The 24572-nt window shown below is 64.6% G+C and carries 22 protein-coding genes; 11 read left to right on the top strand and 11 right to left on the bottom strand.

What is annotated here, in order from left to right; all coding sequences use genetic code 11:
- Positions 1-99 precede the first annotated feature (99 nt).
- Together C0V76_RS01915 and C0V76_RS01910 are read left to right on the top strand one after the other, a co-directional pair.
- Positions 100-1629, top strand: a complete 1530-nt coding sequence (locus C0V76_RS01915; RefSeq protein WP_101940659.1) for a helicase HerA-like domain-containing protein — start codon at positions 100-102, stop codon at positions 1627-1629.
- A 174-nt stretch (positions 1630-1803) separates the two neighbouring features.
- Entirely contained in the window at positions 1804-3249 is a 1446-nt protein-coding gene (locus C0V76_RS01910; protein ID WP_101940658.1) for a lipopolysaccharide assembly protein LapB, read from the top strand.
- 65 nt (positions 3250-3314) lie between these two features.
- Here the strand turns inward: C0V76_RS01910 and C0V76_RS01905 are convergent, their stop codons facing one another.
- The gene (locus tag C0V76_RS01905) at positions 3315-4778 is read right to left on the bottom strand and encodes a rhomboid family intramembrane serine protease (protein WP_101940657.1); all 1464 of its coding nucleotides are present in this window, start codon (positions 4776-4778) and stop codon (positions 3315-3317) included.
- A gap of 82 nt (positions 4779-4860) precedes the next feature.
- Between C0V76_RS01905 and C0V76_RS01900 the strand changes: the two genes are divergently transcribed.
- From C0V76_RS01900 to C0V76_RS01885, 4 genes are read left to right on the top strand one after another with little or no spacing between them, the layout of a single operon-like run.
- Positions 4861-6003 carry an Eco57I restriction-modification methylase domain-containing protein gene (locus C0V76_RS01900; protein WP_371459958.1) on the top strand — a complete coding sequence of 381 codons (1143 nt, stop codon included), beginning with the start codon at positions 4861-4863 and terminating at the stop codon, positions 6001-6003.
- Between the two features lie 43 nt (positions 6004-6046).
- Complete coding sequence (locus tag C0V76_RS01895) at positions 6047-6502, top strand: thioesterase family protein (protein ID WP_101940656.1); 456 nt, start codon at positions 6047-6049, stop codon at positions 6500-6502.
- A gap of 2 nt (positions 6503-6504) precedes the next feature.
- A complete protein-coding gene (locus C0V76_RS01890; RefSeq protein WP_254048173.1) occupies positions 6505-7392 on the top strand; it encodes a DMT family transporter in 888 nt (295 codons plus the stop codon).
- Between the two features lies 1 nt (position 7393).
- On the top strand, positions 7394-8290 hold the full coding sequence (locus C0V76_RS01885; RefSeq protein WP_101940655.1) for a DMT family transporter: 897 nt from the start codon (positions 7394-7396) through the stop codon (positions 8288-8290).
- On the opposite strand, the gene C0V76_RS01880 is transcribed toward C0V76_RS01885, so the two are convergent.
- The 4 genes from C0V76_RS01880 to C0V76_RS01865 all read right to left on the bottom strand — a co-directional run bounded on the left by C0V76_RS01880 (position 8227) and on the right by C0V76_RS01865 (position 11756).
- Positions 8227-9165, bottom strand: a complete 939-nt coding sequence (locus C0V76_RS01880; protein ID WP_101940654.1) for a cation diffusion facilitator family transporter — start codon at positions 9163-9165, stop codon at positions 8227-8229. The two genes, C0V76_RS01885 and C0V76_RS01880, sit on opposite strands and share 64 nt — an antisense overlap.
- Positions 9166-9335: 170 nt before the next feature.
- On the bottom strand, positions 9336-9785 hold the full coding sequence (locus C0V76_RS01875) for a CBS domain-containing protein (RefSeq protein WP_101940653.1): 450 nt from the start codon (positions 9783-9785) through the stop codon (positions 9336-9338).
- A gap of 122 nt (positions 9786-9907) precedes the next feature.
- Positions 9908-10804, bottom strand: coding sequence for a DMT family transporter (locus C0V76_RS01870; RefSeq protein WP_173893958.1), 897 nt, complete (start codon positions 10802-10804; stop codon positions 9908-9910).
- 52 nt (positions 10805-10856) lie between these two features.
- Positions 10857-11756, bottom strand: a complete 900-nt coding sequence (locus C0V76_RS01865; protein WP_101940652.1) for a LysR family transcriptional regulator — start codon at positions 11754-11756, stop codon at positions 10857-10859.
- A 96-nt stretch (positions 11757-11852) separates the two neighbouring features.
- Between C0V76_RS01865 and C0V76_RS01860 the strand changes: the two genes are divergently transcribed.
- Positions 11853-13058: an MFS transporter gene (locus tag C0V76_RS01860; RefSeq protein WP_101940651.1), complete on the top strand. Its 1206-nt coding sequence runs from the start codon at positions 11853-11855 to the stop codon at positions 13056-13058.
- Positions 13058-13273 (top strand): hypothetical protein, encoded by a 216-nt coding sequence (locus C0V76_RS01855; RefSeq protein WP_143707325.1) that lies wholly within the window; start codon positions 13058-13060, stop codon positions 13271-13273. The genes C0V76_RS01860 and C0V76_RS01855 overlap by 1 nt, the downstream gene beginning before the upstream one ends.
- Positions 13274-13322: 49 nt before the next feature.
- On the opposite strand, the gene C0V76_RS01850 is transcribed toward C0V76_RS01855, so the two are convergent.
- Together C0V76_RS01850 and C0V76_RS01845 are read right to left on the bottom strand one after the other, a co-directional pair.
- On the bottom strand, positions 13323-14432 hold the full coding sequence (locus C0V76_RS01850; protein ID WP_101940649.1) for an EAL domain-containing protein: 1110 nt from the start codon (positions 14430-14432) through the stop codon (positions 13323-13325).
- Between the two features lie 191 nt (positions 14433-14623).
- Positions 14624-15991, bottom strand: coding sequence for an MATE family efflux transporter (locus C0V76_RS01845; protein WP_101940648.1), 1368 nt, complete (start codon positions 15989-15991; stop codon positions 14624-14626).
- Positions 15992-16145: 154 nt separating this feature from the next.
- Between C0V76_RS01845 and C0V76_RS01840 the strand changes: the two genes are divergently transcribed.
- Both C0V76_RS01840 and C0V76_RS01835 read left to right on the top strand, forming a co-directional pair.
- A complete protein-coding gene (locus tag C0V76_RS01840) occupies positions 16146-17462 on the top strand; it encodes a pectate lyase (RefSeq protein ID WP_101940647.1) in 1317 nt (438 codons plus the stop codon).
- A gap of 72 nt (positions 17463-17534) precedes the next feature.
- Positions 17535-18401 (top strand): TIGR02285 family protein, encoded by an 867-nt coding sequence (locus C0V76_RS01835; RefSeq protein ID WP_101940646.1) that lies wholly within the window; start codon positions 17535-17537, stop codon positions 18399-18401.
- A gap of 26 nt (positions 18402-18427) precedes the next feature.
- Here the strand turns inward: C0V76_RS01835 and C0V76_RS01830 are convergent, their stop codons facing one another.
- The 4 genes from C0V76_RS01830 to C0V76_RS01815 all read right to left on the bottom strand — a co-directional run bounded on the left by C0V76_RS01830 (position 18428) and on the right by C0V76_RS01815 (position 23853).
- Positions 18428-18859 carry a hypothetical protein gene (locus tag C0V76_RS01830; protein ID WP_143707324.1) on the bottom strand — a complete coding sequence of 144 codons (432 nt, stop codon included), beginning with the start codon at positions 18857-18859 and terminating at the stop codon, positions 18428-18430.
- A gap of 139 nt (positions 18860-18998) precedes the next feature.
- On the bottom strand, positions 18999-20462 hold the full coding sequence (locus C0V76_RS01825) for a M12 family metallopeptidase (protein WP_158239108.1): 1464 nt from the start codon (positions 20460-20462) through the stop codon (positions 18999-19001).
- Positions 20463-20787: 325 nt separating this feature from the next.
- Positions 20788-22134 (bottom strand): cell envelope integrity protein CreD, encoded by a 1347-nt coding sequence (creD, locus tag C0V76_RS01820; RefSeq protein WP_101940643.1) that lies wholly within the window; start codon positions 22132-22134, stop codon positions 20788-20790.
- Between the two features lie 210 nt (positions 22135-22344).
- Entirely contained in the window at positions 22345-23853 is a 1509-nt protein-coding gene (locus C0V76_RS01815; RefSeq protein ID WP_254048172.1) for an efflux transporter outer membrane subunit, read from the bottom strand.
- Positions 23854-23892: 39 nt separating this feature from the next.
- Between C0V76_RS01815 and C0V76_RS01810 the strand changes: the two genes are divergently transcribed.
- Positions 23893-24510 carry a TetR/AcrR family transcriptional regulator gene (locus C0V76_RS01810; RefSeq protein WP_101940641.1) on the top strand — a complete coding sequence of 206 codons (618 nt, stop codon included), beginning with the start codon at positions 23893-23895 and terminating at the stop codon, positions 24508-24510.
- Positions 24511-24572 lie beyond the last annotated feature (62 nt).

Raw genomic sequence — 24572 nt, 5'->3', positions numbered from 1 at the left:
CTGGGCGCGTTCATCGCGCCCGTTTTTTTTGCAGTCTGCAACAGCGGGGATTACATTCCGCAGGTATCAGTACGCTCACTCTTTCCGAGGCCAGAATCCATGTCCAAGCCCCTCGTCATTGCCCGCAGCGGAGAACTTGATCTTGCCCTGCTGCCCCAGTTTGCCAACCGCCACGGCCTGATCACCGGCGCCACCGGCACCGGCAAGACAGTCACCCTGCAGAAGCTGGCCGAGTCCTTCGCTGGCATCGGCGTGCCAGTCTTTTTAGCCGACGTGAAGGGCGATCTTTCCGGCATCGGCGCAGCGGGCGAACTCAAACCCAAGCTCAAGGAGCGCCTGGATGCGCTGGGCGTGACGGACTGGGAGCCCGCAAAATTCACCACCACACTGTGGGACGTGTTCGGTGAGCAAGGCCACCCGGTGCGCGCCACCATTTCGGACATGGGTCCGCTGCTGCTGGCCCGCCTGCTGTCACTGAACGAGACCCAGGCCGGTGTGCTCCAGATCGTGTTCAAGGTCGCCGATGACAACGGCCTGCTCCTGCTGGACCTCAAGGATCTGCGCGCCATGGTGCAGTGGGTCGGCGAGCACGGTCGCGAGTTGACCACCGACTACGGCAACGTCTCCGCCGCTAGCGTCGGCGCGATCCAGCGCGGCCTGCTCACGCTGGAAGAGCAAGGTGGCGACAAGTTCTTCGGCGAGCCAATGCTCAACATCGCGGACCTAATGCAGACCGACCAGCAGGGCCGCGGCGTGATCAACATCCTCGCCGCCGACAAGCTCTACAACTCGCCCAAGCTATACGGCAGCTTCCTGCTGTGGCTGCTCGCCGAGCTGTTTGAAAACCTGCCCGAGGCGGGGGATCTGGAAAAACCAAAGCTGGTGTTCTTCTTCGACGAGGCCCATCTGCTGTTCTCGGATGCGCCGGAGGCCTTGGTCGACAAGATCGAGCAGGTCGTGCGCCTGATCCGCTCCAAGGGCGTGGGCGTGTACTTCGTGACCCAGAACCCGCTCGATGTGCCCGAGAAAGTCCTCGGCCAGCTTGGCAACCGGGTGCAGCACGCGCTGCGCGCCTTCACCCCGCGCGACCAGAAAGCCGTCAAAGTCGCCGCCGAGACCATGCGCGCGAATGCGAAGTTCAGCACCGAAACCGCGATCATGGAGCTTGGCGTGGGCGAAGCCCTGCTCTCCTTCCTTGACGCAAAGGGCACACCCGCCATCGTCGAGCGAGCCTTCGTGCTGCCACCGGCTTCGCGCATCGGTCCGCTGACGCCGGACGAGCGCAACGCCGCCATCAACGGATCGTTGGTGTATGGCGCCTATGAAGAAGCACTGGATCGCGAATCGGCTTATGAAAAGCTGCGCGCCGGTGCCGGCGCAGCCCCCGCGACAGGCGCTGCCCCCGCCGGCAGCCCGGCGCCCGGCGCCCCAGCCGGGCAAGCGGGCGGAGGTCTGCTTGATGGCGCGCTCGGCGAGATCCTCTTTGGCAAGACCGGCCCACGCGGCGGTCAGCACGACGGCCTCGTACAGACCGCCGCCAAGACCCTGACCCGCACCATCAGCAGCTCCATCGGCCGCGAGATCGTACGCGGCGTGCTGGGCTCCATTCTGGGCGGCAAGCGTCGCTGAGCTCAGTCCGGGGGGCCAGAGCCTCTGGGCAAGGCATCAAAAGCCCCTGCCGAAATCATGGCCGGGGCGTGAAATTTGCAGCATCTCGCACCGGAATGCCCCTAAGCCAAGTGGGCAGGGTGGCATCTGCTAGGCATAATCCGGGGTTTACCGGATTCGCGCGGAGCGCACAGCATGGTTAGCAGCACCTCTTCCCTGATTGCGCCGTTCTGGACCCGCGTGCCGCGCTTTTTCCTGTTCCCGCTGCAACCCTCCGCCCTGTGGCGTGTGCTGGTATTCGCGGCCATCCCGGCACTGGGTGCCTTCGGCACCAGCCCCGGCGCACTGGTCGTGCTGATCGGCGGCCTGTCCCTGCTGGCCTGGGTCTTCCTGCTGCGCTTCGGCAGCCGCGTGCTGCACGAAACCTCGGTCGGGCGCCTGTCGGTGTCGGATTACTCGCCCCTGCCGGACGATTCGCTGGCCCACATGCCCTACAAGATCATGGCCCTGTTCGTGATCCCGGCCTTCTTCGTCGGCCTGATCGCGGCGCTGCTGGGCGAAACCATGGGCATGTTCGCCAACTTCGCAGTCACCGTGGTGACCCCGGCCGCGCTGATGGCCATGGTGGTCAGCCGCAGTCTCGGCACCGGTCTGAATCCGGCCGCCAGCTGGGATGTCATGAGCGGCGTCGGCAAGCCCTATGCGCTGCTATGCGTGTTCCTGTTCTTCCTGTCAGCCGGACAGATGTTCCTCGTCATGCAGATGGGCGAAGCCAAGCTGCTGCCGCTATTCATGAAATGGCAGGCTCTCCAGGCGGCTGCCCAGCAGGCCTTCCAGGCGCAGGATGAAGTGGCTTTCGAGGCTGCCATGGAAGGCATCCGCAACTTCTTCCCGGCCATCAAGCCAACCCTGGCGGGCGTGATCTGGCTGATCACGGCAGTCGCCATGCACTTCACCCTGATCGCCTTCAACATGCTGGGCTATGTGCTCTACCAGTATCACGAGGCGCTGGGGCTGGAAGTGGAAGTGCTGCCGGGCCGGCGCGGCAAGGCCCCGGTGAAGTCGCAAAGCGATGAGGAATCCGAGCGCATCGCGGCCTTCATTGCAGAGGGACAGATCGATCAGGCGCTCGAAGTCGCTTACGAGGCGCAGCGCCTTGATCCGCAGAATATCGCCGCGCAGGAGCGCTACAACAAATTACTGCACCTGGCAGGCAAGGATGATCGCCTGATCAACCACTCACTGCGCCTGATCCCGCTGATGTTGCGCAACGCCCAGGGCAAGGGCGCGCTGGAGGCCTGGCAGCGCTGCCGCGAGCGCCAGCCCGAGTTCCGGCTGGAAGAGGCCAGCCACGTGCTGCAGCTGGCCGAAGCCGCCCGTGCCAATCGTGAGCCGAAGCGTGCGATGGACATCCTCAACGGCTTCGACAAGCAGTTCCGCAATCATCCTCTGCTACCCGAAGTGTATTTCCTCGGGGGCAGCATCCTCTGCGACGATCTGCACAAGGACGAGCTGGCCGACAAGTTCCTGCTGACCCTGTGCAACCGCTATCCGCAACACCCGCGCGTGGAAGAGGCGCTGCGCCTGCGCGACATCATTCGCCGCATGCGCAAGAACGCGGCTTCAGCCCCCGCAGCTTGAGAAGTCGGGCCGGCTTCGGCCGGCGTAGCCCGGCGAGGTAACAGGAGCTGCGGCTGCAGCCCCACCTACATGGGCTTTGCGCTGCGTAGCTGAGCAATCTCCATCGCGGGCTGCAAGGCCCCACCTGCACGCAAGACCTGCACGCAGCGAGCCAGGATCACATCCAGCCCCGGATGCGCCGGTGCACTCGCCTGCAGCAGGCGGGCGCAACGTTCCAGCTCCGGCAGGCTGCGACTTTCAGCAAAGCGCTCGATCAGCACGGCGATCAGCTCGGGCGCCAGTTGCGGCCGCGGCTTGGCCTGCTTGAGGTATTCCGTGAAGCATTCGCGCACCAGGGTCTGGCTGGCTGCATCCTGACCCTTGCTGGCCAAGGCGCTGGACACGATGGCGTGGTACTCGGCACTGGCAGGCGCCAGCCGTGCCACATTGAGGCTCTCGCGCAACAAGTCGACGCGACTGCCAGCTTCCCGCGCCACCCGCGCGTAGGCACGCCGGGCATCGTCGAAACGCTGCGCAGCCATCAGGCGGCGCGCTTCGAGCACGGCCAGTTCGGCCGCCGGGCGTGGCGCCGGCTTGCCGTCCGCCGTTTCCTCATCGCTCCCCTCCTCGTCTACCGCCTGCAGCCGGGCCAGAGCGGCGCGGCGTAGCGGCAGCACCAGCAAAGCCCCCGCCAGCAGGCCACCGAAGTGCGCGCCATAGGCCACGTTGGAGCTGCCGGAGAACCACACGAACTGGATCGCCTCATTGGCCAGCCAGAGCGGCAAAGCCAGCAAGGCGGGCGCACGCACCACGTCGAAGTAGAAGAAGACGAAGTAGAAGAAGGGAATCCGGCGCATGCCCAGCAGCACCGCAAAAGCGCCCATCACGGCCGATATCGCGCCCGAAGCGCCGACCAGCGAACCGGCCGCGCCAGACATCAGCAGCCAGTGCATGCCCACCGCGCCGAGCCCGCCAAGCAGGTAGACGACGAGGAAGGGCACGGTACCAAGCAGTGCTTCCACCGCCGGTGCGATCAGGATCAGCACCACCAGATTGCCGGTAATGTGGCCCAGATCGCCGTGCAGGAACTGGTGGGTAATGGCGGTGTACCACTTCGGATGCTCACCGTCGAAAGAGAAACGTTCGGTGAACAGGCGCGCCTGCATGGCCTCGAACTGGTGACGGGCACGCAGCCAGTCCTCGTACTGCAGATGGGCATCGGTGACCACCTCCCCGGCATGCAACGCACGCATGAACTTGTCGTCGGCTTCCATCATGCGCAGGGCGGGGAACAAGGCCTTGGCCTGCTTCATGGCCTCGAGGCGCTTGAGCTTCTTGCTCTCGCCCTCCTTGCGCAGATGGGCTTCAAAGGCCGGCAACTCGATGTTCGGCAGTACGCTGCCGGCGTAGTAGTCGACCATCAGCTCGTAGCGCTTCTCGTCCCGCGATTGCAGGGCGAAGAACACGAAGAGATTGATCAGCACCAGCAGGATCACCCCCAGCGGCAGGCGCGAGCGGGTGAGGCGGGCTATCCAGGGCATCATGAACATGGTGACGGCATTCTACCGGCTGGCGCGCCGGGGGGCTCGCCCACGCGAGTAGAATGCGCGCTTTGCTTCGCGCACCACCGCCGTGCCCTTCCACCCCGTCGAACATTTTGGTCAGGTCTTCACGCCACCCGCCGTGGTGACGCAGATGCTGGCCTTGCGGCGCAATCGCGGTCGGGTGCTGGAGCCTTCCTGTGGCGACGGCGCCTTTGCAAACGCATTGCCGGGCTGCGTAGCGATCGAGCTGGATGGCCGGGTGGCCCCAGCCGGCGCCCTGCAGATGGATTTCTTCGCCTACCCGCCAAGCGAGAAGTTCGACACCATCATCGGCAACCCGCCCTATGTGCGCTATCAGGACATCCTGCCCGAGACTCGCGCCCGGCTGGACATGGCGCTGTTTGATTCGCGCAGCAACCTCTACCTGTTCTTCATCGAGAAGTGCATCCGCCATCTGGCACCCGGCGGCGAGCTGATCTTCATCGTGCCGCGCGACTTCATCAAGCTCACCGCGGCGCGCAAGCTCAACGCCTGGATTTTCGAACAGGGCACGATCACCGATTTCATCGAGACTGGCGACAGCGGCATCTTCGGTGCCTACGTGCCGAACTGCGCGATCTTCCGTTTCGAGAAGGATCGCTTCGACCGCCGCCTGCACGACGGCCGCCGTTTCGCGCTGGTCGACGGCCAGCTGATGTTCCTGCGCGGCGAATATGCCCTGCCACTGGCCAGCCTGTTTGACGTGAAGGTGGGTGCGGTCTCCGGCGCGGATGCGATCTTCACGCACCCGGAAGGCAATCTCGATTTCGTCTGCTCGCGCAGCATCGAAACCGGCGAAACCCGGCGCATGTTCTACGAGATCCAGCACCCCCACCTCGAGGCTCACAAAGCGGCGCTGCTAGCCCGCCGCATCAAGCCCTTCGACGAAAGCAACTGGTGGCGCTGGGGCCGGCGTCATCCGGTAAGCGATGCACCACGCATCTATGTGAACGGCAAGACGCGCCGCGCCCAACCCTTCTTCACGCATCCCTGCCGGAATTTCGATGGCTCCATCCTGGCCCTGTTCCCGCACCATGCCGGGCTGGACCTCGACCGCGCCATCGCGCTGCTCAATACCGCCGTCGACTGGCAAGAGCTGGGCTTCGTCTGCGACGGGCGTTTCCTGTTCACCCAGCGTAGCCTGCAGACCTGCCTGCTGCCGGAGGCCTTCAGCGAACTGCTGCCGGCTTGATGCATGGCACAATACGTGCCGGTATGTCTTTCCCCCGCCGGCCATGACCCGCATCTACCGCCATCGCTTCACGGTTCCGCCCGAATCCATCGACATGCTCAAGCATGTCAATAACATCGAATACCTGCGCTGGATGCAGGATGTGGCGATTGCTCACTCCACCGATCTGGGCTGGCCGATGGAGCGCTACTTCAAGGAGCGCTGCAGCTGGGTGATCCGCTCGCACTTCATCGAATACCTGCGCTCTGCCGTGCTGCATGACCCGATCACGCTGCTGACCTGGGTGGCTGGCGTAGGCGAGCGCAGCAGCACGCGCAAATACCTGTTCTGGCGTGAGAGTGACCGGCAGGTGCTGGCCCGCGCCGAAACCGCCTGGGTCTTCATCGACCTCAAGAGCGGTCTGCCGATGCCCATCCTCGACTCGGTACGCGCCAGCTTCCCGGTGGTCGAGGAAGACGGCGAGGCCGCAGAGATCGACGCCTTGCTGGGCAGCAGCTGAGGATGTTCACGCGACGCCTGAATCGCCCAGCCGCGATCGCGGTGATGCTGCTCTGCACCCTGCTGTGGAGCATTGCCGGCGTGCTCACGCGCCATCTGGATGCGGCCCGCAGCTTCGAGGTGACCTTCTGGCGCAGCGCCTTCTGCGCGCCCTTCGTGATCGCCGCGCTGGCCGCCACCAACGGCCATGCCGCCCTGGCCAGCCTGCGCCGGCCGAGCCGCTCGCTGCTCGCCTCGGGGCTGATGTGGGGCATCACCTTTTCCTGCTTCATGCTCGCCCTGACCCTCACCAGCACCAGCAACACCCTGGTCGTGAGCAGCGCCACCCCGCTAGTGACCGCCCTGCTGGCCTGGCTGGTGCTACGCGAGCGAGTGGCGCTGGCGACCTGGCTGGCCATTGCTTTGGCCGTTGGTGGAATGGCCTGGATTTTCGCCGGCGGGGTCGCCGCCGGTAGTGCACGCGATCTGCTCGGCATGGGCGTGGCTTTCGTGGTGCCGCTGGCGGCCTCGACCAACGTGATCCTCTTCAAGCGTTCCGGGCATGCCGTGGATCTGGTGCCGGCGGTATGCCTCGGCGCCTGTTTCTCGGCGCTGGCCATGCTCCCATTTGCCTGGCCGCTAGAGGCTACGGCGCACGATCTGCTGATCCTCGCCAGCCTCGGCTTCTTCCAGTTGGGTCTGCCCTGCATGCTGATGGTGGTCGCCGCGCGCAGCCTCGCGGCACCACAGATTGCCTTGCTGGGGCTGCTCGAAGCCCTGTTCGGACCGCTATGGGCCTGGCTCGGTGCCGGCGAAGTGCCCTCGATGGCGACCCTGCAGGGCGGCAGCGTGGTCATCGGCGCACTGCTGCTCAACGAGCTGCAGGCCTGGCTGCGTACGAAAAACCGCTGACATGCTGCGTCTGACCCAGGCTTCCGGTTTCGCCTTCGCCGTACTCGGTGCGGTGTGCTTTTCCTTCAAGGCAATCTTCGTCAAGCTGGCCTACCGCTACGGCGTGGATGCCGAAACCCTTCTGGCGCTGCGCATGGGTTATGCCCTGCCCTTCTTCATTGCGATGGGCATCTCGGTATCACGGCGCGAACCACGCCCGCTCTCGCGTCGTGATCTGGGCATGCTGGGGGTGCTGGGCCTCACCGGCTACTACCTCGCCAGCTATCTGGATTTCCTCGGCCTGCACTACATCACGGCTGCGCTGGAACGCCTGATCCTGTTCATCTACCCGACCCTGGTCGTGATCCTCTCGGCAGTGTTCCTGAAAAAACCGATGGCCCGTGCGCTGTATCTGCCGATGGGCCTGTGTTATCTGGGCATCGCGCTGGCCGTGGGCCATGATCTGGATCCGGCCCACGCTGGCAGCAATGTGCTGCTTGGCTGCGCGCTGGTCTTCGGCAGCACACTTTCGTATGCGCTATACCTGATGCTCAGCGGCGAGGAGGTGAAGACCCTCGGAGCAACGCGTGTCGCGGCCTTCGCCTCGACCATCGCTTGCCTCCTGAGCCTCGCCCAGTTCGCCGTGATGCGGCCCTTGGCGAATCTCATCCAGCCCTGGCAGGTACATGCGCTGGGCCTCGCCATGGCACTGGTGTCGACGGTGCTGCCGATCTGGCTAATCGCGGTGGCCATGCGCCGCATTGGCGCCGGCCCCACCTCGATGATCGGCACCCTCGGCCCGGTGCTGACCATCCTGTTCGGCTGGATCTTCCTTGGTGAGTCGCTGGGTACGATTCAGCTCGTCGGCGCAACGCTGGTCATTGCCGGCGTGCTGCTGATCGGGCGCAAGAAGGCCTGATCGCTACAGGCACAACCGGGCTTGCAGGGATCGGCATGGATCAGCACCTTGGCGTGCTCGACGCTACGCACGATCTCTGACTCCAGGCGGTCGCACAGGACATGCACATTCTCCAGCGTGGTGTGGCGGTGCAGGCGCACATGCAGGTCAACATGGCGGATCTTGCCGGACTGGCGCGTACGCAGCTCGTGGTAATCGATGAAATCCTGCGCATGGCGAGACAGTGCCGCGTGGATCGCCTCGATCTCTTCTTTCGGCAGGCTGGCATCGATCAGCGGCGCGAAGGCCTTGGCGATCAGCTCGACCGCTTCTTTCAGGATGAACAGCGCCACGGCGATCGCCACCAGCGGATCAAGCTGATGCCAGCCGGTCGCCCAGATCGCGGCCAGGCCGAACCCCACGCCGAGTGAGGTGTACACGTCGGCCTTGAGGTGCAGGGCGTCCGCTTCCAGCGCCATCGACTGCTCTTCACGCGCCACCTTGTAGAGCTGGTGCGCCACCAGGGTGTTGACCAGGGCCGACACGAACATCACTGCCACGCCCCAGCCCACCGCCTGCATCGGCTCGGGGCTGCCCAGCTTGTGCACCGCTTCAATGATGATCCACAGCGCGGCCACCACGATCAGCACGCCTTCAATCACGCCCGACACGTTTTCGAACTTCTCGTGACCGTAAGGATGATCCTCATCAGGCGGTACATCGGCCAAGCGCACGGCGAAGAAGGCAATCACCGCCGCAACCAGATCCATCATCGAATGGATGGCTTCGGAAATAATCGACACCGAGCCGGACAACACCCCTGCCGCCAGCTTGAGAACGATCAGCAGGGTATTGGAAGCAACGGAAAGGAGGGCGACGTTCTTCTTGCGACTCATGGGGCACACGCTTGAATTTGAGCGGCGGCGATTATCCCACCGCTTGACTCAAAAAACCCGGCCACCATCAAAATTAATCAATAAAATCAACGCTGTATTGAGAATCAGACTCATCTTCAGGGCAAAACAAAGGCCGCCCGCGGGCGGCCCTGAGTGGCGGATGACGAAACTCACATGCCAGGCGCGATATCCCCCGAGATGTAGCCGGCCAACTGCTTGATGGTTTGCTGCTGCTGATCGATCACGGCCTTCACCGCATCGCCGATGGTGACGATGCCGATCAACTGGCCACGCTCCACGACCGGCAAGTGGCGGAAGCGGTTCTCGGTCATGATTGCCATCACGTCATCCACTGTCTGCGAGGGCGAGATGGTCAGCAGGTTCTGGGTCATCAGGTCGCCAATCCGCGTGTCCTTGGAGCTGCGGCCCTGCAGGATCAGTTTGCGAGCGTAGTCGCGCTCGGTGAAGATCCCCACCAGGCGCTCGTTCTCGAGCACCAGCACGGCACTGACATCCTTGCTGGACATCAGCGTCAGGGCATCAAAAACCGTAGAGGCCGGGCTCACGGAAATGATCTGGGCGGACTTCTTGCTGTCGAGAATCTGGCGGACTGTGGTCATGGTCGGGCTCTCTGGACGGTTTTTTGGGGCCGCACACTGCGGTGCGTATGGCTACTTTAGCGCGGAACGCCGCACATTGCTCAACCTGCCCGAATCGTCCGCGCTGACTGGCGCTGGCGACTTCAGGCGCGCCGCGTAGAGATGAAAATCCCGCCGATGATCAGGCTCATACCCGCCAGATGGTAGAGCCGGGGCGCCTCGCCGAGGAACAGCGCTGACAGCAGTGGCGTAGCCACCGGCATCAGGTGGATGAAGAGGCCGGCCGTAGCCGCGCCCACCTGGGCCACGGCACGATTCCAGAAGACATAGCCGAGAAAGGCCGGAAAGATGCCGGTATAGGCCATGCCAGCCAGCGCTCCGGCCGAAAAATGAATGTTGCGCCCTTGCGCCAGCTCCCACAGGTAGAAGGGCGCCAGCCCCAGCACGCCGATGGCGGTGAGCAAGGCCAGCAGCAGCATCGGCTCCAGCCCGGCCGGGCGGCGCGTCAGCAGCAGAGTGTAAGCCGCCCACACGAAGACCGAGACCATGATCCACAGGTCGCCCGGATTGAAGCTCAGGCCCAGCAGGCGGGCGAACTCGCCATGCGCCACGATCACCAGCACACCTAGCAGCGAGGCGCCAAGGCCTAGCAGCGCACGCCCATGCACCGGTTTGCCGAGAAAACCCCAGCCGAGCACCAGGATCACCACCGGGATGAAGGAGTTAAGCAGCACGCCATTGGTGGCCGTGGTGTATTGCAGGCCCAGATAGGCCAGGGTGTTGTAAGCGGTAATGCCCAGCAGGGCCAGGATCAGAAGGATCGGCCAGTGCTCACGCAGCGCGGGCCAGGCCTGAGCGCGACAGGGCCAGGCAAATGGCAGGGTGCAGGCAAAAGCGATCACCCAGCGCCAGAAGGCCAGTGCCACCGGCGGCACATCGGCCCGCAAGCCACGCCCGACCACCCAGTTGCCGGACCAGAACAGAACCGTCAGGACCAGCAGGAGCAGCGGTTGATCGAGGCGACGCAGCAGCGCAGGCATGATGGCGGACGGACAGTCAGGGGCCGTGATTGTTGCACAGGCGCGCGCCGCCTCAACCGAGCAGACGCACCGTGTCGCGCATAGCCTCGACGAAAGCGCGCAGCTTGGCGGGATAAAACGCGGCATAGGGATAGGTGACATATACCGGCAGCGGTGCGCCATGCCACTCCGGCAACAGCTGGATCAGCTCGCCACTGGCGAAGGAGTCGCGCAACAGCCATTCCGAGGCCAGCACCACGCCGACCCCCAGCAGCGCGGCATTGCGCATGGCGTAGAGGCTGTCGGTGGTGACGCGGGGCTCAATCGCCAGCAGATGAGTCTCACTGCCACGCTGCAGGCGCACCTCCTTGCGGTAGAAGGGCAGCAGTGCGAGCCAGGGCAGTTCGGCCAGGGCTTCCGGCGTTTGCGGCAGGGCACGTCCGGCCAGCAGGGCCGGCGCGGCGGCCAGCACCCGCGGCACTTCGCCGATGCGGATAGCCACCGCAGCAGGATCGCTGACTTCGCCAACGCGGACCGCGCAATCGATCCCTTCGGCAACAAAGTCCGGCGGCGTGTCATGCAGCAGCCATTCAACCGACACGCGCGGATGGCGCGCCAGGAAAGCGGCCATTGGCCCGATCAGGTGATTCTGGCCGAAGGCATGCGGCACCACTACGCGGAGCAGGCCTTGCGGCTCATCCACCGCGCCACGCAGATCGGATTCGAATTCGCTCCAGGCCAGGGCCAGTTCCCTGGCTCGGGTGTAATAGCGCGCGCCGGCCTCAGTCAGGCGCAAAGCATGGGTAGAACGCAAGATCAGGCTCAGGCCCAGCGAGCGCTCGAGCGCCTGTAGCCGACGGCTGATGGTCGGTTGGCTGGTATTCATCTGCGCAGCCGCCGCGGACAGGCTGCCGGCTTCAACGATGCGGATGAAGGTCTGGGTCAGCAGCAAACGGTCGGGCGAAGTGCTCATGCACGAAATGTATAACAGTTCTGCACAACATACGTCTTCCGTGCTTTACGGCTACACGACACACTCTGCCCACCCCTTCCCCACCCCAAACGCATCATGACCCCCCCTGCTTCCTCCACCACCGCCGATGGCCTGGTTCTCCCGCGCGGACTCGACAACATGCTGGTCGTGCTGCTCGCCTGTGCGGCGGGCCTGACCTGCGCCGCCCTGTATTACAACCAGCCCATCCTTGGCCTGCTGGCCAGCGAGCTGGGCGCCTCGCCCGCCGCTATCGGCCGCATCCCGACCCTGACCCAGATCGGCTACACGATCGGCATCCTGCTGCTGGCACCACTGGGTGACCGTTATGACCGCCGCCGGGTGATCCTGGTGAAACTGGTGGTCCTGGCCGCCGGCCTGTTCGCCATGGCCATGACCCAGTCCCTGCTCCAGCTCTGCGCCGCCAGTCTGGCCATCGGGATCGCGGCTTCGGTGGCACAGGACTGCGTACCCGCCGCGGCCACGCTGGCCCCCGAAGCGAAGCGCGGCAAGATCGTCGGCCATGTGATGATGGGCCTGCTGCTGGGCATCCTGCTCTCGCGCGTGGTCTCCGGCACGGTCGCTGCGGCCTTTGGCTGGCGCAGCATGTTCATTGCCGCGGCCCTCACGGTGCTGGGCCTTGCCGTAATCATGCAGCGCCGCCTGCCGGCCTTCGCGCCCACCACCCGCGAACCCTATCTGCGCCTGCTCGGTTCGCTGGTGACGCTCTGGCAGCGCCATCCCGCGCTGCGCCGCGCGGCACTGGCCCAGCTGTGCCTGTCCGCCGCCTTCAGCGCCTTCTGGTCAACGCTGGCCGTGATGCTGTTACAGCCACCCTTCGGATTCGGCAGCGCCATCGCCGGCGCCTTCGGCCTGGCGGGTGCCGTGGGTGCCCTGGCGGCCCCCCTGGCCGGGCATTTTGCCGACCGCCGCGGACCCGAGCCGGTCACCCGCGCGGGCGCCGTGCTGGTCATCGCAAGCTTTGCCGCCTTTGCCACCGCCCCGCATAACCTTGGACTGCTGATCGCCGGCACCCTGCTCTTCGATCTGGGCGTCCAGGCCGCGCTGATCGCGCACCAGAGCATCATCTACGGGCTGGAGCCGGCAGCCCGCAGCCGCCTCAACGCGGTGCTGATCGGCGGCATGTTCGTGGGCATGTCAGCCGGTTCGGCCATCGGCAGCCTGGCACTGGCACACGCCGGCTGGCGCGGGGTTGCGCTCGTCGGCCTGATCTGTGGCGTCGCTGCGCTGATCACCCGACTGTGGCCGGCACGCCACGCCTGATGGGCGACTTGTCCGGCAAGAAAATCACAGATGGCTACTCAAGCGTGCTCGACGCGGACAACTCGCGCTGGGTCGGAACCGGCGGTCAGGATACCTACCGCGAGAATGGCTACAGCATCATCGCCCGGCACGCCTACGATGCCACGACGGCCAATGACGCGCCGAAGCTGCTGATCAGCGATCTGAAATTCTCGGGTGGCTGGCCAAGCTACTGAGGCCACAGGCCTGGAGACACGCCGTGCCGGCCGCGCGGCGTTTTCACACTCAGAACTGTTCGGCCGGAATCGGCTTGCCGGTGAGAAAGCCCTGGATCAGCTGGAAGCCCATTTCGCGGCAGATCTCGGCCTCGGCCTGCATTTCGATGCCTTCAGCCAGCGGCACCGAACCCAGATCCAGCACCAGCTTGACGAGATCACTGACCACGCGGCGCTTGCGCGGGCTGGCGAGATGGATGTCGTGTACCAGGCCCATGTCGAACTTCACGAAGTGCGCCGGCGCATCACCCAATTCGTTGAGGCGGGCCTGACCGGCCCCGAAATCGTCATACGCAAAACGCACGCCGATATCCTTGAACTGAGCCGTCAGCTCGCGCAGGCGATTGAGATCCGTCACCGCGGTTTCATGGATCTCCACCACCAGATCCAGCTCGGGCATGCTCTGGCGCAACTCGATCAGCGAGGCGAAAAACTCCGCGCTGAAGGTTTCCTTGGGATGGGTGTTGGCAAACAGGGGAAAACCCAGCAGGCGCGGTGCGATGCTGGCAATGCCGAAGCGGCGGAAAGCCCGCGACAGCTCCACTTCACGATCAAGCGAACTGGCCAGTTCGAACAGGCGGATCGGCGAGGGCGGCAGCAGGGGATGATTGGCACGCCCGAGTAGTTCGTAGGCGAAGATCGAGTTGTCGATCGCACTGACGATGGGCTGGGCGGCGCCGGAGAGACCGTGACCATCGAGCAGCTCCATGAACTCGGCCTCGTTCGGCACGAAGTACTCGGACAGCAGCATGCCATTGGGCACCAGCATGGTCCGCATGTCATTGGCGGTGATGACCTGAGCCTGCTCCGATTCGAGCTCGCGCTGACGCAGGCGGAATTCGGCCGTGCCGAAGTGGATGATGTCATGCTCCTTAAGCAGGCGAGAGCCTTCCACCCGTTCACGGTTCACGAAGCTGCCATTGGTGCTGTTCAGATCCGTGAGGCGCAACAGACCGCTGATATCGCGGGTCAGCATGGCGTGATGGCGCGACAGGCCCAGGGTGGTCACCACCAGCTCGTTCTCGGAGTCGCGGCCAACACGGAAGGGCAGCGCATTCACGGTATACGTGATGTGCGAGCCATCCGCGGCGATCGACTCCAGAAACCACTGCTTTTCCACGCATCTCTCCATTCGGGGCGGGCAGGCTTAGGTCCGCCTCATTCAGTGTGTGCAGCAGCCTTCAGGCAACCGCAGCTTTCACCCGTAAGGGTAGCGCCATCAGGCCTTCCGGCAACGACCGTTCAGCCTGTTGACACAGATGCAGGTAAGCAAGCTTGAAGCCCGGCTGATCTCCCTTCGTCGCCCCGCACTCAGGCCGCCAGACGCCGCCCGCGCCAGCGCCCGCTACCAAGACGCCATAGGTATAGCGCGCTGCGCAGCAGCCAGTCGGTGAACATGCCCAGCCACACCCCGACGATGCCCCACCCCAGCAGCAGGCCGAACACATAGCCCAGCAGGATGCGGAACAGCAGCATGCCGATGATGGTGGTGATCATCGCGAAGCGCGCGTCACCCGCACCGCGCAGGCCGTTGGGCAGGATGAAGGTGGTCGGAAAGGCGATCAGGAAGGCGCAGTTGAGCCACACCAGCACACTGGTCTGGTGCTGCACGGCCGCTTCGGTGGCGTAGAGACTGACCACCGTCGGCACCAGCGGGCTGAAAACCAGCGCGATGGCGGCCGTCACGCACCAACCCAGGCGCAGCATGTAGCGCATGCTGGCGGCAGCCGCATCCTCGTCGCCGCGGCCAACAGCCTGCCCGACCAGGGTGGTGCTGGCCACCGACAGGGAATTGCCGGGGATATTCATGATCCCGGCGATCGAGAACGCGATGTAGTTGGCCGCCACGGCCACCGGCCCAAGGCTCATCACCACCACCTGCACCAGCAGCTTGCCGCCGTTGAAGGCCAGCGACTCGACGCTCGCCGGAATCCCGATGGAATACAGCGAGCGGAGCAGACGCGTATCGAAGCGGAAGCTGAGCCAGCCCTGCTGCGGAAACAGCGGCCCGCTGCGACGCCAGGCCCAGATCAGGAAGATCACTCCGCCCAGGCGCGCCAACCACTGGGCAAGCCCCGCCCCGAGCACTTCGAGGCGTGGCACACCAAGCGTGAACCAGCCGGTGTGCAGCTCGAAACCATAGATCAGCGCATAACCGAGCAACACATTGAGCAGGGTGACCAGCGAATTGACCTGCATCACCAGACGCGTATCGCCCGCGCCGCGCAGCACGCCACAGGCCAGCAGGGTCAGTGCAGTCAGCGGATAGGTAGCCGCGGCGCACAGCAGGTATTGGTGCATGTGCTCCACCATCACGCTGCTCGCCCCCGGATACAGCAAGGCCAGCAGCTCGCGCGCCCACAGCCCGGCCGCCGCTGCGACCAGCAGTGCCATCAGCAGGCCCGAGGCCAGCGCCTGCTGGGCAGCGCCCGCAGCCCGCTCGCGCTGCCCACCACCGATGCACTGCGCCACAACCACCGTCGCCCCGATGGCCAGCGCCGAGAACAAGGAGCTGACCACCAGCGTGAAGGCTTCAACGTTACCGATCGACGACACCGGCTCACTGCCCAGGCGCGCCGCCATGATTGCGCCGAGGCTGCCCAGCAGATTCACGAACAGCTGCTCGACCAGCACCGGGGCGGCGAGCTTCCAGACTTCAGGACGAATCAGCCGCGACATGCCCGCGCCACCCAAAAAAACGAAAGTCCAGACCTTAGCGCAAAGCAGCCTGACGGGTGCTGCCTGATGTCAGACAAACTCGCGGGAAAACGCCCTCGCCTCGCCCTGTCATTCCTGTTCCAATGGCGCATCCCATCCTGTTCCCGGTTACATCATGTTGCTCAAGCCGATTGTTACCGTACTTCTCGCCGCCATCCTGATCCCTGCCGCCCAGGCCCTGCCGGCCTTTCCCGGCGCCGAAGGCTTTGGCGCCAACGCCTCGGGCGGGCGCGGCGGCAAGGTGATCTACGTCACCAACCTCAAGGATTCGGGCAGCGGCAGCCTGCGCTGGGCGCTGCTCGGCTGGGGCGCGCGCACCATCGTGTTCAAGGTGGGGGGCGAGATCCAGCTGGAGTCGCCGCTCAAGATTGATGGCAGCAACGTCACCATCGCCGGCCAGACAGCCCCGGGCGACGGCATCACCCTGCGCGGCGCACCGCTGATCATCAGCGGCAGCAACATCATCGTGCGCTACCTGCGGGTGCGCATGGGCTCCACCGCGCGCGGTGAACATGACGCGGTATCGATCACTGACGGCCACGACATCATCCTCGATCACCTGTCGGCAAGCTGGTCGATCGACGAAACCCTCTCGCCCTCCGGCCCGATCCGCGACATCACGATCCAGTGGAGCATCATCAGCGAGAGCCTCAATTACAGTCACCACAAGAAAGGCGCCCACGGCTACGGCAGCCTGCTGCGCGCTACTGGCGGAGTGAGCCTGCACCACAATCTGTGGGCCCATCACCGTGGCCGCAACCCGCGCTTCGGCGACAACTACGGCGGAATGTTCAATCCCACCCCGACCTTCGACTTCCGCAACAACGTGATCTACGACTGGGGTGACTACGCCAGCGGGATGGTCGATGGCGACATCCGCGTCAACTACGTGGCCAACTACCTCAAGCCGGGGCCGGACACCAAGCTGCTGCAGGCCGTGACCTTTACCGACGGCGTCGGCCCGAAGACCCGTTTCCACGTCACCGACAACCTCTTCGAAGGCCACCCCGAACTCTCCGACCCCGAAGGCGGGCGCTTCTTCGGCTTGTCCACCGGCGAAGCCGTCAACCGCCACACCCTCAGCAAGGACGCCTTCGCCGCGCCGCCGCTCACCACCCAGAGCGCCTCCGAGGCCTATGCCCTGGTCCTTTCCAAGGCCGGCGCCAGCCTCGCCCGCGATGGTGTGGACCAGCGTGTCATACAACAGGTACGCAGCGGCACCGGACGCCTCATCAATGATCAGGAAGATGTCGGTGGCTGGCCGGCCTTGGCGGGTGGCCCGGCCCCGCTGGACAGTGACGAAGACGGCCTGCCGGATGAATGGGAAAACGCTCATGGCCTTGACCCACAGAACCCGAAGGACAGTGCCGCCCCGCACGCCAGCGGCTACACCTGGCTGGAGGTCTACCTGAGCGAGCTGGCAGCGCGCTGAGCCGACCCGCTGAAGCAACGACGGCGGCGGGGCGACGGCTCAAGAAAGCGGCCGTCCTGCCGGTAAGTTCTGATGCGCCGGATTTCCTACGCCCTCTTTCTCAGCCTTGTAAGCCTGCGCCTTGCTGCGGCCGAAAGCGTGAGCTGGTGCCAGTTCGATCTGCCGCCGATGTATATCGCCAGCGGCCCGGAAGCCGGCAGCGGCATCGTGGACGGGCATGCCGCTTTCCTGATGAGCAAGATGCCGGAGTTCGAGCATAAGTGGCAATACTCCAACATTGCCCGCGCCCAGGCCGACATCAAGGCCGGCCACCCACTCATCTGCGGCGGTTTGCAGCGCAACGCCGAGCGCGAAAGCTACATGCTCTTCGCCGAACCCTTCTACGCCAGCACCGCGCCGCAGCTGATCCTGCCGAGCAGCCGGCGCGCCAGCCTCAAGCCCTGGCTCAACGCCGCAGGTGAGGTGAAACTGAGTCAGGCCGTGAGCGCCAGTGGCCTGACCCTCGGCATCAGCAGCGGTCGCTCCTACGGCCAGGCCATTGACGAGCAACTCGGCGCCCTGCGCAATCACCCCGCCATCATCAGCCGCCCCGCAGCCGACGACGTGGGCGAAGGCCTGATCCGCATGATGCAACTGGGCCGGCTCGACATGGCCATCGCCTTTGGCAGCGAACTGCGCATCTACCGCCAGCATTACCCCAACCCGGCGGACCCGCTGGTCACGCTGCCTATCGCCGGCATGCCGCGCCTGATCCCGGCCTACTTTGTCGCTCCGCAAACCGACTGGGGCCGCCAGATGATCGCCCGCATCAACGCCTTGCAACGCCAGTACTGGAACGATCCGGATTTCCGCCGCAGCGCCTTCCTGCGCCAGGATGCCGAAGGCCGCAAACGCACCGAGGCCTATCTGCGCGAGCTCGATCCCAGGCGCAAACGCTGAACCCGGTGTCTTGGCGGTCGAGCCGCTCAGCGCCAGCGTGAAGGCAGGGGCGCGGCTTCGTAACGGGTAGCAGGCAAGGCGTCGAACTCGATCTGCAGCGCCTGCATCGTGGCCGGCTCACCAACTGGGCAGGTTGATGCGGCCTCTGCACCACAACGGCCGGCATGGCTGCGCTGACCCTGAAGAAGGATGTAGGCCGTGAAGTAGTAGCGCTCGCCGGCCTGGTACTGGCGAGCCTGGCCAAGACTGAAAGGCAGACGGGCTTCCGCGCCCCGGACATGGGCTGGGAGCGGCAAGCTGCGGCGCTCGATGAGCTCAGCCGCCCGATCCGGCGGGCCGATGCGGTAAAGGCTCAGCTCCAGCTCACTGACCGGGAAATCTTCCAGCGCCGTCGCGATGCGAGCCTCGCCCTGCAGCCAGGGCAAAGCATCCGGCGCGGCATTGAGACAGGCCGACATGCTCAGGCACACCGCCGGGAGAAGGATCCTGCGCAGAAAGCTGACCATGGGTGCATTCAATCCATTCTTCATTCAAGAGCCGGAACTGCAGTGTTGCCGTAATCGCGGCCAGGCTCAAGCGCCCGGCCGCATACGGCGTTCAGCGCACCGTGAGCGTCACGGCAAAACTACTCATCCGTCCACTGGCCGCTGTCGCGTAGAGGCGGATGGTCGAAGTGCCGCGGCGCACTGGCGTCACCGTCAGCCACTTGTTGCTGGCGCTGCTGCCGTTGGCGAGACGCAGGCCACTGATGCCCACCACCGTCGTATTGCTGATGCTGGCCGCATAGCGGATGCTGCCGCTGAGCTCAGCCGGCGTGCCTGCCAGGGTAAAGGCAAAGGCACCGGTCTGGCCCAGATTCACGGTCAGCGCAGAATTGGCCGGGGTAATCACGAAGGCCTGGCTGGCAGTGCTCGACGCGCTGGAAGCACTACGCGACGAACTGCTGGCACGGCTGGAAGACACGCTCGAAGCGCTGCTCGCACTCGACGCACGGCTGCTCGCTGCCGAGGATGCCGCAGCAGCAGATGAAGCGCGTGACGAAGAGGACGCAGCGCGGGACGAAGCGGCGCTCGACGAGACACTGCTTGAAGAGCTGCTGGAAGAACTGCTGCCCGGATAGTAGTGGTTCAGCGCAGCGATGTCGCCCGTACTCAGGTTGGTCGAATTGCCAAAGGAATTCAGGCCAACGCTGCTGGAGACCGGCACCATGGTGGGTTGGCCGTTGCTGGAGAAGGCATAGGCGTCGTAATGCATGATCGAGGCGAAATCATAGGCCCCGAAGGCATCGGCGCTGGTGGCGGGCAACTTGTCGAAGTTGTACTCCATGCCACTGCTGATGTTGGCGACGTTGATGGTGAGGTGCTGATCCCGGTCCGAACGCTGATGCTCATGTTGCCAACCCAAAGCGTGCATGACTTCGTGGGCAACAACGAATGAATACTCGCAGCCCGAACCCAGCGAAATATCCTGCTTTCCGCCAATCATGCCCACATAAGACCAGCAGCCACTGCCGGCGGTGAAGTTCACATAGTTGCTCTCCGCCGTCCGGGGCACGAAACGGATTGCGCTGCGCCCGCTGATCATGGCCAGACCATCCGTGATGGCCTGACGGCCCTTGGCATTCATCGAAGCATCGATGACGTAGTAAAGAACATTGTTCGGCCAGCGGCTGACTGCACGGGTCACGCCATTCGAAGCCGAGCCGGTGGGCGCGGCAAGCGAAACATTGCTGGCGGCAATCTGGGCTTCACGCGCCTTGAGTGCCTCGCGCGAGCGGTGATTGAGCAGATGGCGGAAATCCGGCATGCCGTGCTGGCGAACGAATTCCGCATCGCCCAGCATCATGTCCCCACCCAGCATGGCCGCGCCATCGATCACCTGATACCGGAGCTTCTCGCTGCGCCCCTGGATGCGCGCCTCCCTGATCTGGCCATGGCGTGCTTCCGCCTGCCTGGCGGCAAACAGCTCCTTGCGCGCCTCCACCATCGGATGCTGTGCGGCCGCCGTGCCACACAACATGAGTAGCCCCAGCAGCACACTGAGTCTGGATGAAATATGCATGTTCAATCTCCCTGAATGAATTGTTTTGTTGTGTGCGACGCGCAGCTCACGTTGCGCGTGCCGCAAAGCTTGAAAATTCGGGCACAAGCGCCGGCGAAAGCCCCCTGCGCTTGAGCAGTTATTGAATTGATTTGCATGGATTTTCATTGATCCGAGAGCGATTGATGCGGCATTTGCCGCTAGTCGCCGCTGAAAGTCATCCTCGTGGAATGAATGGCCGTTTCTGCCGACTGAGCGGCGCTCAGACAGATCAAATGGTGCAAGTTGCACAATGCAAAAACCCGGTGCCGCGTAAGCGGACACCGGGTTTTCAACGCGCCGAAATTCAATCCATCAGCTCAGGCGCAGGGCTGGGCGCCAGCAGCGCGTTCCAGTCCACCTTGCGGGTGCCCACCATCACGCAAGCCAGCAAGGCGAAGAGCAGCAGGCTACCCATCAGGAGCGCGTTCTGCTCGGAGAGCAGGATCATGTACAGCGCCCCGTACAAAGCGCCCAAGCCCAGCGTAAAGCCGCTCGCCAGCCACAGGCTGCGCAGCAGATGCGCGCTGTAGAAACCGATCAGCAGCACGCAGGCGCTTGCCGCCGAAAGATAGGCCAGCCCGAAACCCAGACGCTCGGAGAGCGAGAGCAGCATCAGGAAGAAGATCAGCAGCGCGGCCGCAATCAGCAGGTAGTTCATCGGATGCAGGCTCAGGCGGCGCAGCAACTCGAAGAGCAGGAAGGCACCCAGGGTGATCGCGATGAAAAGCTCAGCATACTTGCTGGCGCGGTCGGACATCGAATAGACATCCACCGGATCGATCATGCTCACCACCAGCGTATCCACCGGGCGAGCGGCCCCCTCCGGCCCCATCGGCCAGCTCTGGCGGGCATTCGAAGCCAACGCGCTGACATGCCATTGCGCTTCGAAACCCTTTTCCGTCACAGTACGCCGCTCCGGCAGGAAGCGCCCGCCAAACGAAGGATGCGGCCAGCGCGAATCGAGACTCACGTTCGTATCCCGCGCCAGCGGCACCATGCTGAATGAATCCGTGCCGGCCAGATCCAGGGCCATCTCGAAAGGCAGCAACTTACCGGCCAGCGTCGGCGCATCCGGCAGCCGCGCGCGCGCGCCACTGCCGGCCCGCTCCATGCCGGTACCGGGCTCCAGCGCCAGCGGCCGGCCATCCACCTTCAGCTCCAGCTTGCGCAGGCCACGCGGATCCGTCACCGAGAGCAGCAGCTCCACCGAATCGATCACCACGCTAGAATCCGGCTCCTGCCGTGAAAGCCCAGCGAGTGCCGGCATCTTCAGCGTGCCGGCCAGCTTCCCGCTCAAGACATAAGCATTGATGTGGAAGATGCCGCGCTGGCGCGGGTCACTGATCAGCCCCCCGCTCAGTTGCACCGTCTCCGGCAACACCAGCAGCTCATGCCGTGCGGTGCAGGCCTCCTGCCGCAGCACGCGGCCCTCCTTGTCCGTCACCGGACGTTGCCAGTACTCGGTGTAGCTCACACGAAGCAAGGGCCCGGCGAGCGTCTGCCGCTCCGCCAGCCCCTCGCTGATCGACTGGCGCGCCACCTCGCGGTTCATCATCCGGTCCGCCACCACGCCGCGCACCATCGTGCCCGCCACGAACAACACCACCGCCAGCACGCTGATCATCAGCATCTTGAAAAAGAAACTGCGCATGAAAATCTCCCACAAGGTTAAACACCGCTGCAGGATGCAATTTCACTTTGAGGCGCGAATGAGGGCTGTGTGAAGTGGGGGTGAAGTGGAGGTAGAAGGGTGCGCATTGCGCACCTACAAGACTGCTTCCGACCATAGCTGCCGGTCACCTCACTTAACCCAAACGATGGCTGCTACATCATAACCAGACAGCGCTCTCCCTCCGATCTGCTACTTGCTTGCCACCGCGTCTAACCCGCTTGGCTGCCAGCCGCCACCCAGCGCCCTGAACGCCGCGACCGCAGCGCGCGCCGATTCGGTTTGCGCCTGCGCCCGCGCATCGGTGACGCGCAACAGGTTTTCGTCGGCCAGCAGCACTTCGATCAGGCTGACGACGCCCCTCTGGTAGGCGGCAAACGAGGCGCCGCGCGCGCGGCCGAGCGAATCCACGCCCTGAGTCAGTTCGGCCGTCTGCGCTTCGCGCTTGACCAGGGTCAACAAGGCGTTTTCCACATCCTCCGCCGCCCGCAGCACGGCCAGCCGATAAGCCGCCAGCATCTCGGCCTCCTGCCCCTTGGCCTGCTCGATCTGCGCGTTGATGCGGCCGAAGTCGAACAGGCGCCAGCGCAGACCCAACATGCCGGAAGCCTGGTTGGCGCCAGTGGTGAACAGATTGCCGCTCGATACCGTTGTCGCGCTGCCGACCAGCCCGCTCAGCGAGAGCTTGGGGTAGTACTCGGCGATGGCGACGCCGATGCGCGCGTTCGAGGCGGCCAGGCGGCGCTCGGCCACGATCAGGTCGGGCCGGCGGCGCAGCAGATCGCCCGGCGAGCCGGTGGCGGCGATCTGCGGGGCGACAGGAATGTCGGCGCTGTCGTTCAGCTCGGCGCGATGCGTGCCGGGCGCCGTGCCCAGCATCACATCCAGCGCGTTCATGGCCACCTCCAGACCGGCTTCCAGCGCCGGGATCGACGCCCGCACCTGGGCCAGCGCGCCTTCGGCCTGGCGTACCTGAAGCTCGGGCGCCAGGCCCTTGCCGTAGAGCAGCTTGATGGTAGCGAGCAGTTCTTGCTGCGTGCGTTCCTGTCGACGCGCGACGTCCAGACGGGCTTGCAGGCCACGGATGCTGATGTAGATGTCGGCGGTCTGGGCTGCTACGGCCAATCGTGTAGCGACTGCGCCGGCTTCCGAGGCCCGGTACTCGGCCAATGCGGCTTCGCGCCCCCGGCGCAGACCGCCGAAGGCGTCCAGCTCCCAGCTCGCGCCCAGATTCGCTTCATAGGCATTGCCGTAACGGTCGAAGCCGGGCGTCGAGTTCAGCACCTGCCCCAGCGGCGTTTCTACTGATTGATAAGCGCGGGCCGCCTGGCCGCTCACCGTGCCGGAGGGCAGCAGCGCGGCATTGGCCGCGCCCAGCCCGGCGCGCGCTTGCGTGACGCGCGCCGAAGCCTGGGCGAGATCGAGGTTCTGCGCCAGCGCGAGCGTCACGAAGTGCGTCAGTTGCGGGTCACCGAACCCCGCCCACCAGGTGGCGAGCTCGGCGCTGGCTTTCGTCGTCCTCTGATCCACCGCCGCCTGCCCCTGGAAGCGGCCGGGCAAGGGCGTGTCGGGGCGGACATAGTCGGGACCGACGGCGCAGCCGGCCGACAGGCCGGCGACCAGCAAGGCGATGAGTGTGAGTTTGGGCGACATGGGTTTCTTTCTAACGTCAGACGAGTGACCATAATACCAATTGGTCACTAGTTGTCTAGTCTTTCCTGCTGGCGTAAGCTGGCGCCCATGAAAAAAACCAGTACCTATGCCGCCTCGGCGCGGGGCCCGGCCGACCACGAGGTGCGCGACCAGATCGTGCTCGCGGCCACCGAACACTTCAGCCGCTACGGCTACGAGAAGACGACCGTTTCCGATCTCGCCAAGGCCATCGGCTTCTCGAAGGCCTACATCTACAAGTTCTTCGAGTCCAAGCAGGCGATTGGCGAAATGATCTGCGCCAACTGTCTGGGCCAGATCGGCACCGACATCAAGGCCGCCATCGACCAGGCCGACCGACCGCCCGAGAAGCTGCGGCGCATGTTCAAGGCCATCGTCGAGTTGAGCCTGCAGCTGTTCTCCCAGGACCGCAAGCTGTACGAGATCGCGACCTCCGCCGCCACCGAGCGCTGGCAGTCCACGCTCGCCTACGAAGAGCAGATCCGGACCTTGCTGCGAGGCATTCTGGAAGAGGGGCGGCAGAGCGGGGATTTCGAGCGCAAGACGCCGCTGGACGAAACCGTGATGGCGATCTATCTGGTGATGCGTCCCTTCCTGAACCCGCTGATCCTGCAGCACAGCCTGGACTACACCGAGGACGCGCCGGGCCAACTTTCCAGCTTGGTGCTGCGCAGTCTGTCTCCGTGAAATAATGCAAAATCAGCAGTGACTATTGACTAATTTGGTCACAAGAATGATGATGAAGGTCC

The sequence above is a fragment of the Uliginosibacterium sp. TH139 genome (assembly GCF_002855595.1).
GTDB lineage: Bacteria > Pseudomonadota > Gammaproteobacteria > Burkholderiales > Rhodocyclaceae > Uliginosibacterium > Uliginosibacterium aquaticum.
This window is presented reverse-complemented; position numbering and strand designations above follow the sequence as displayed.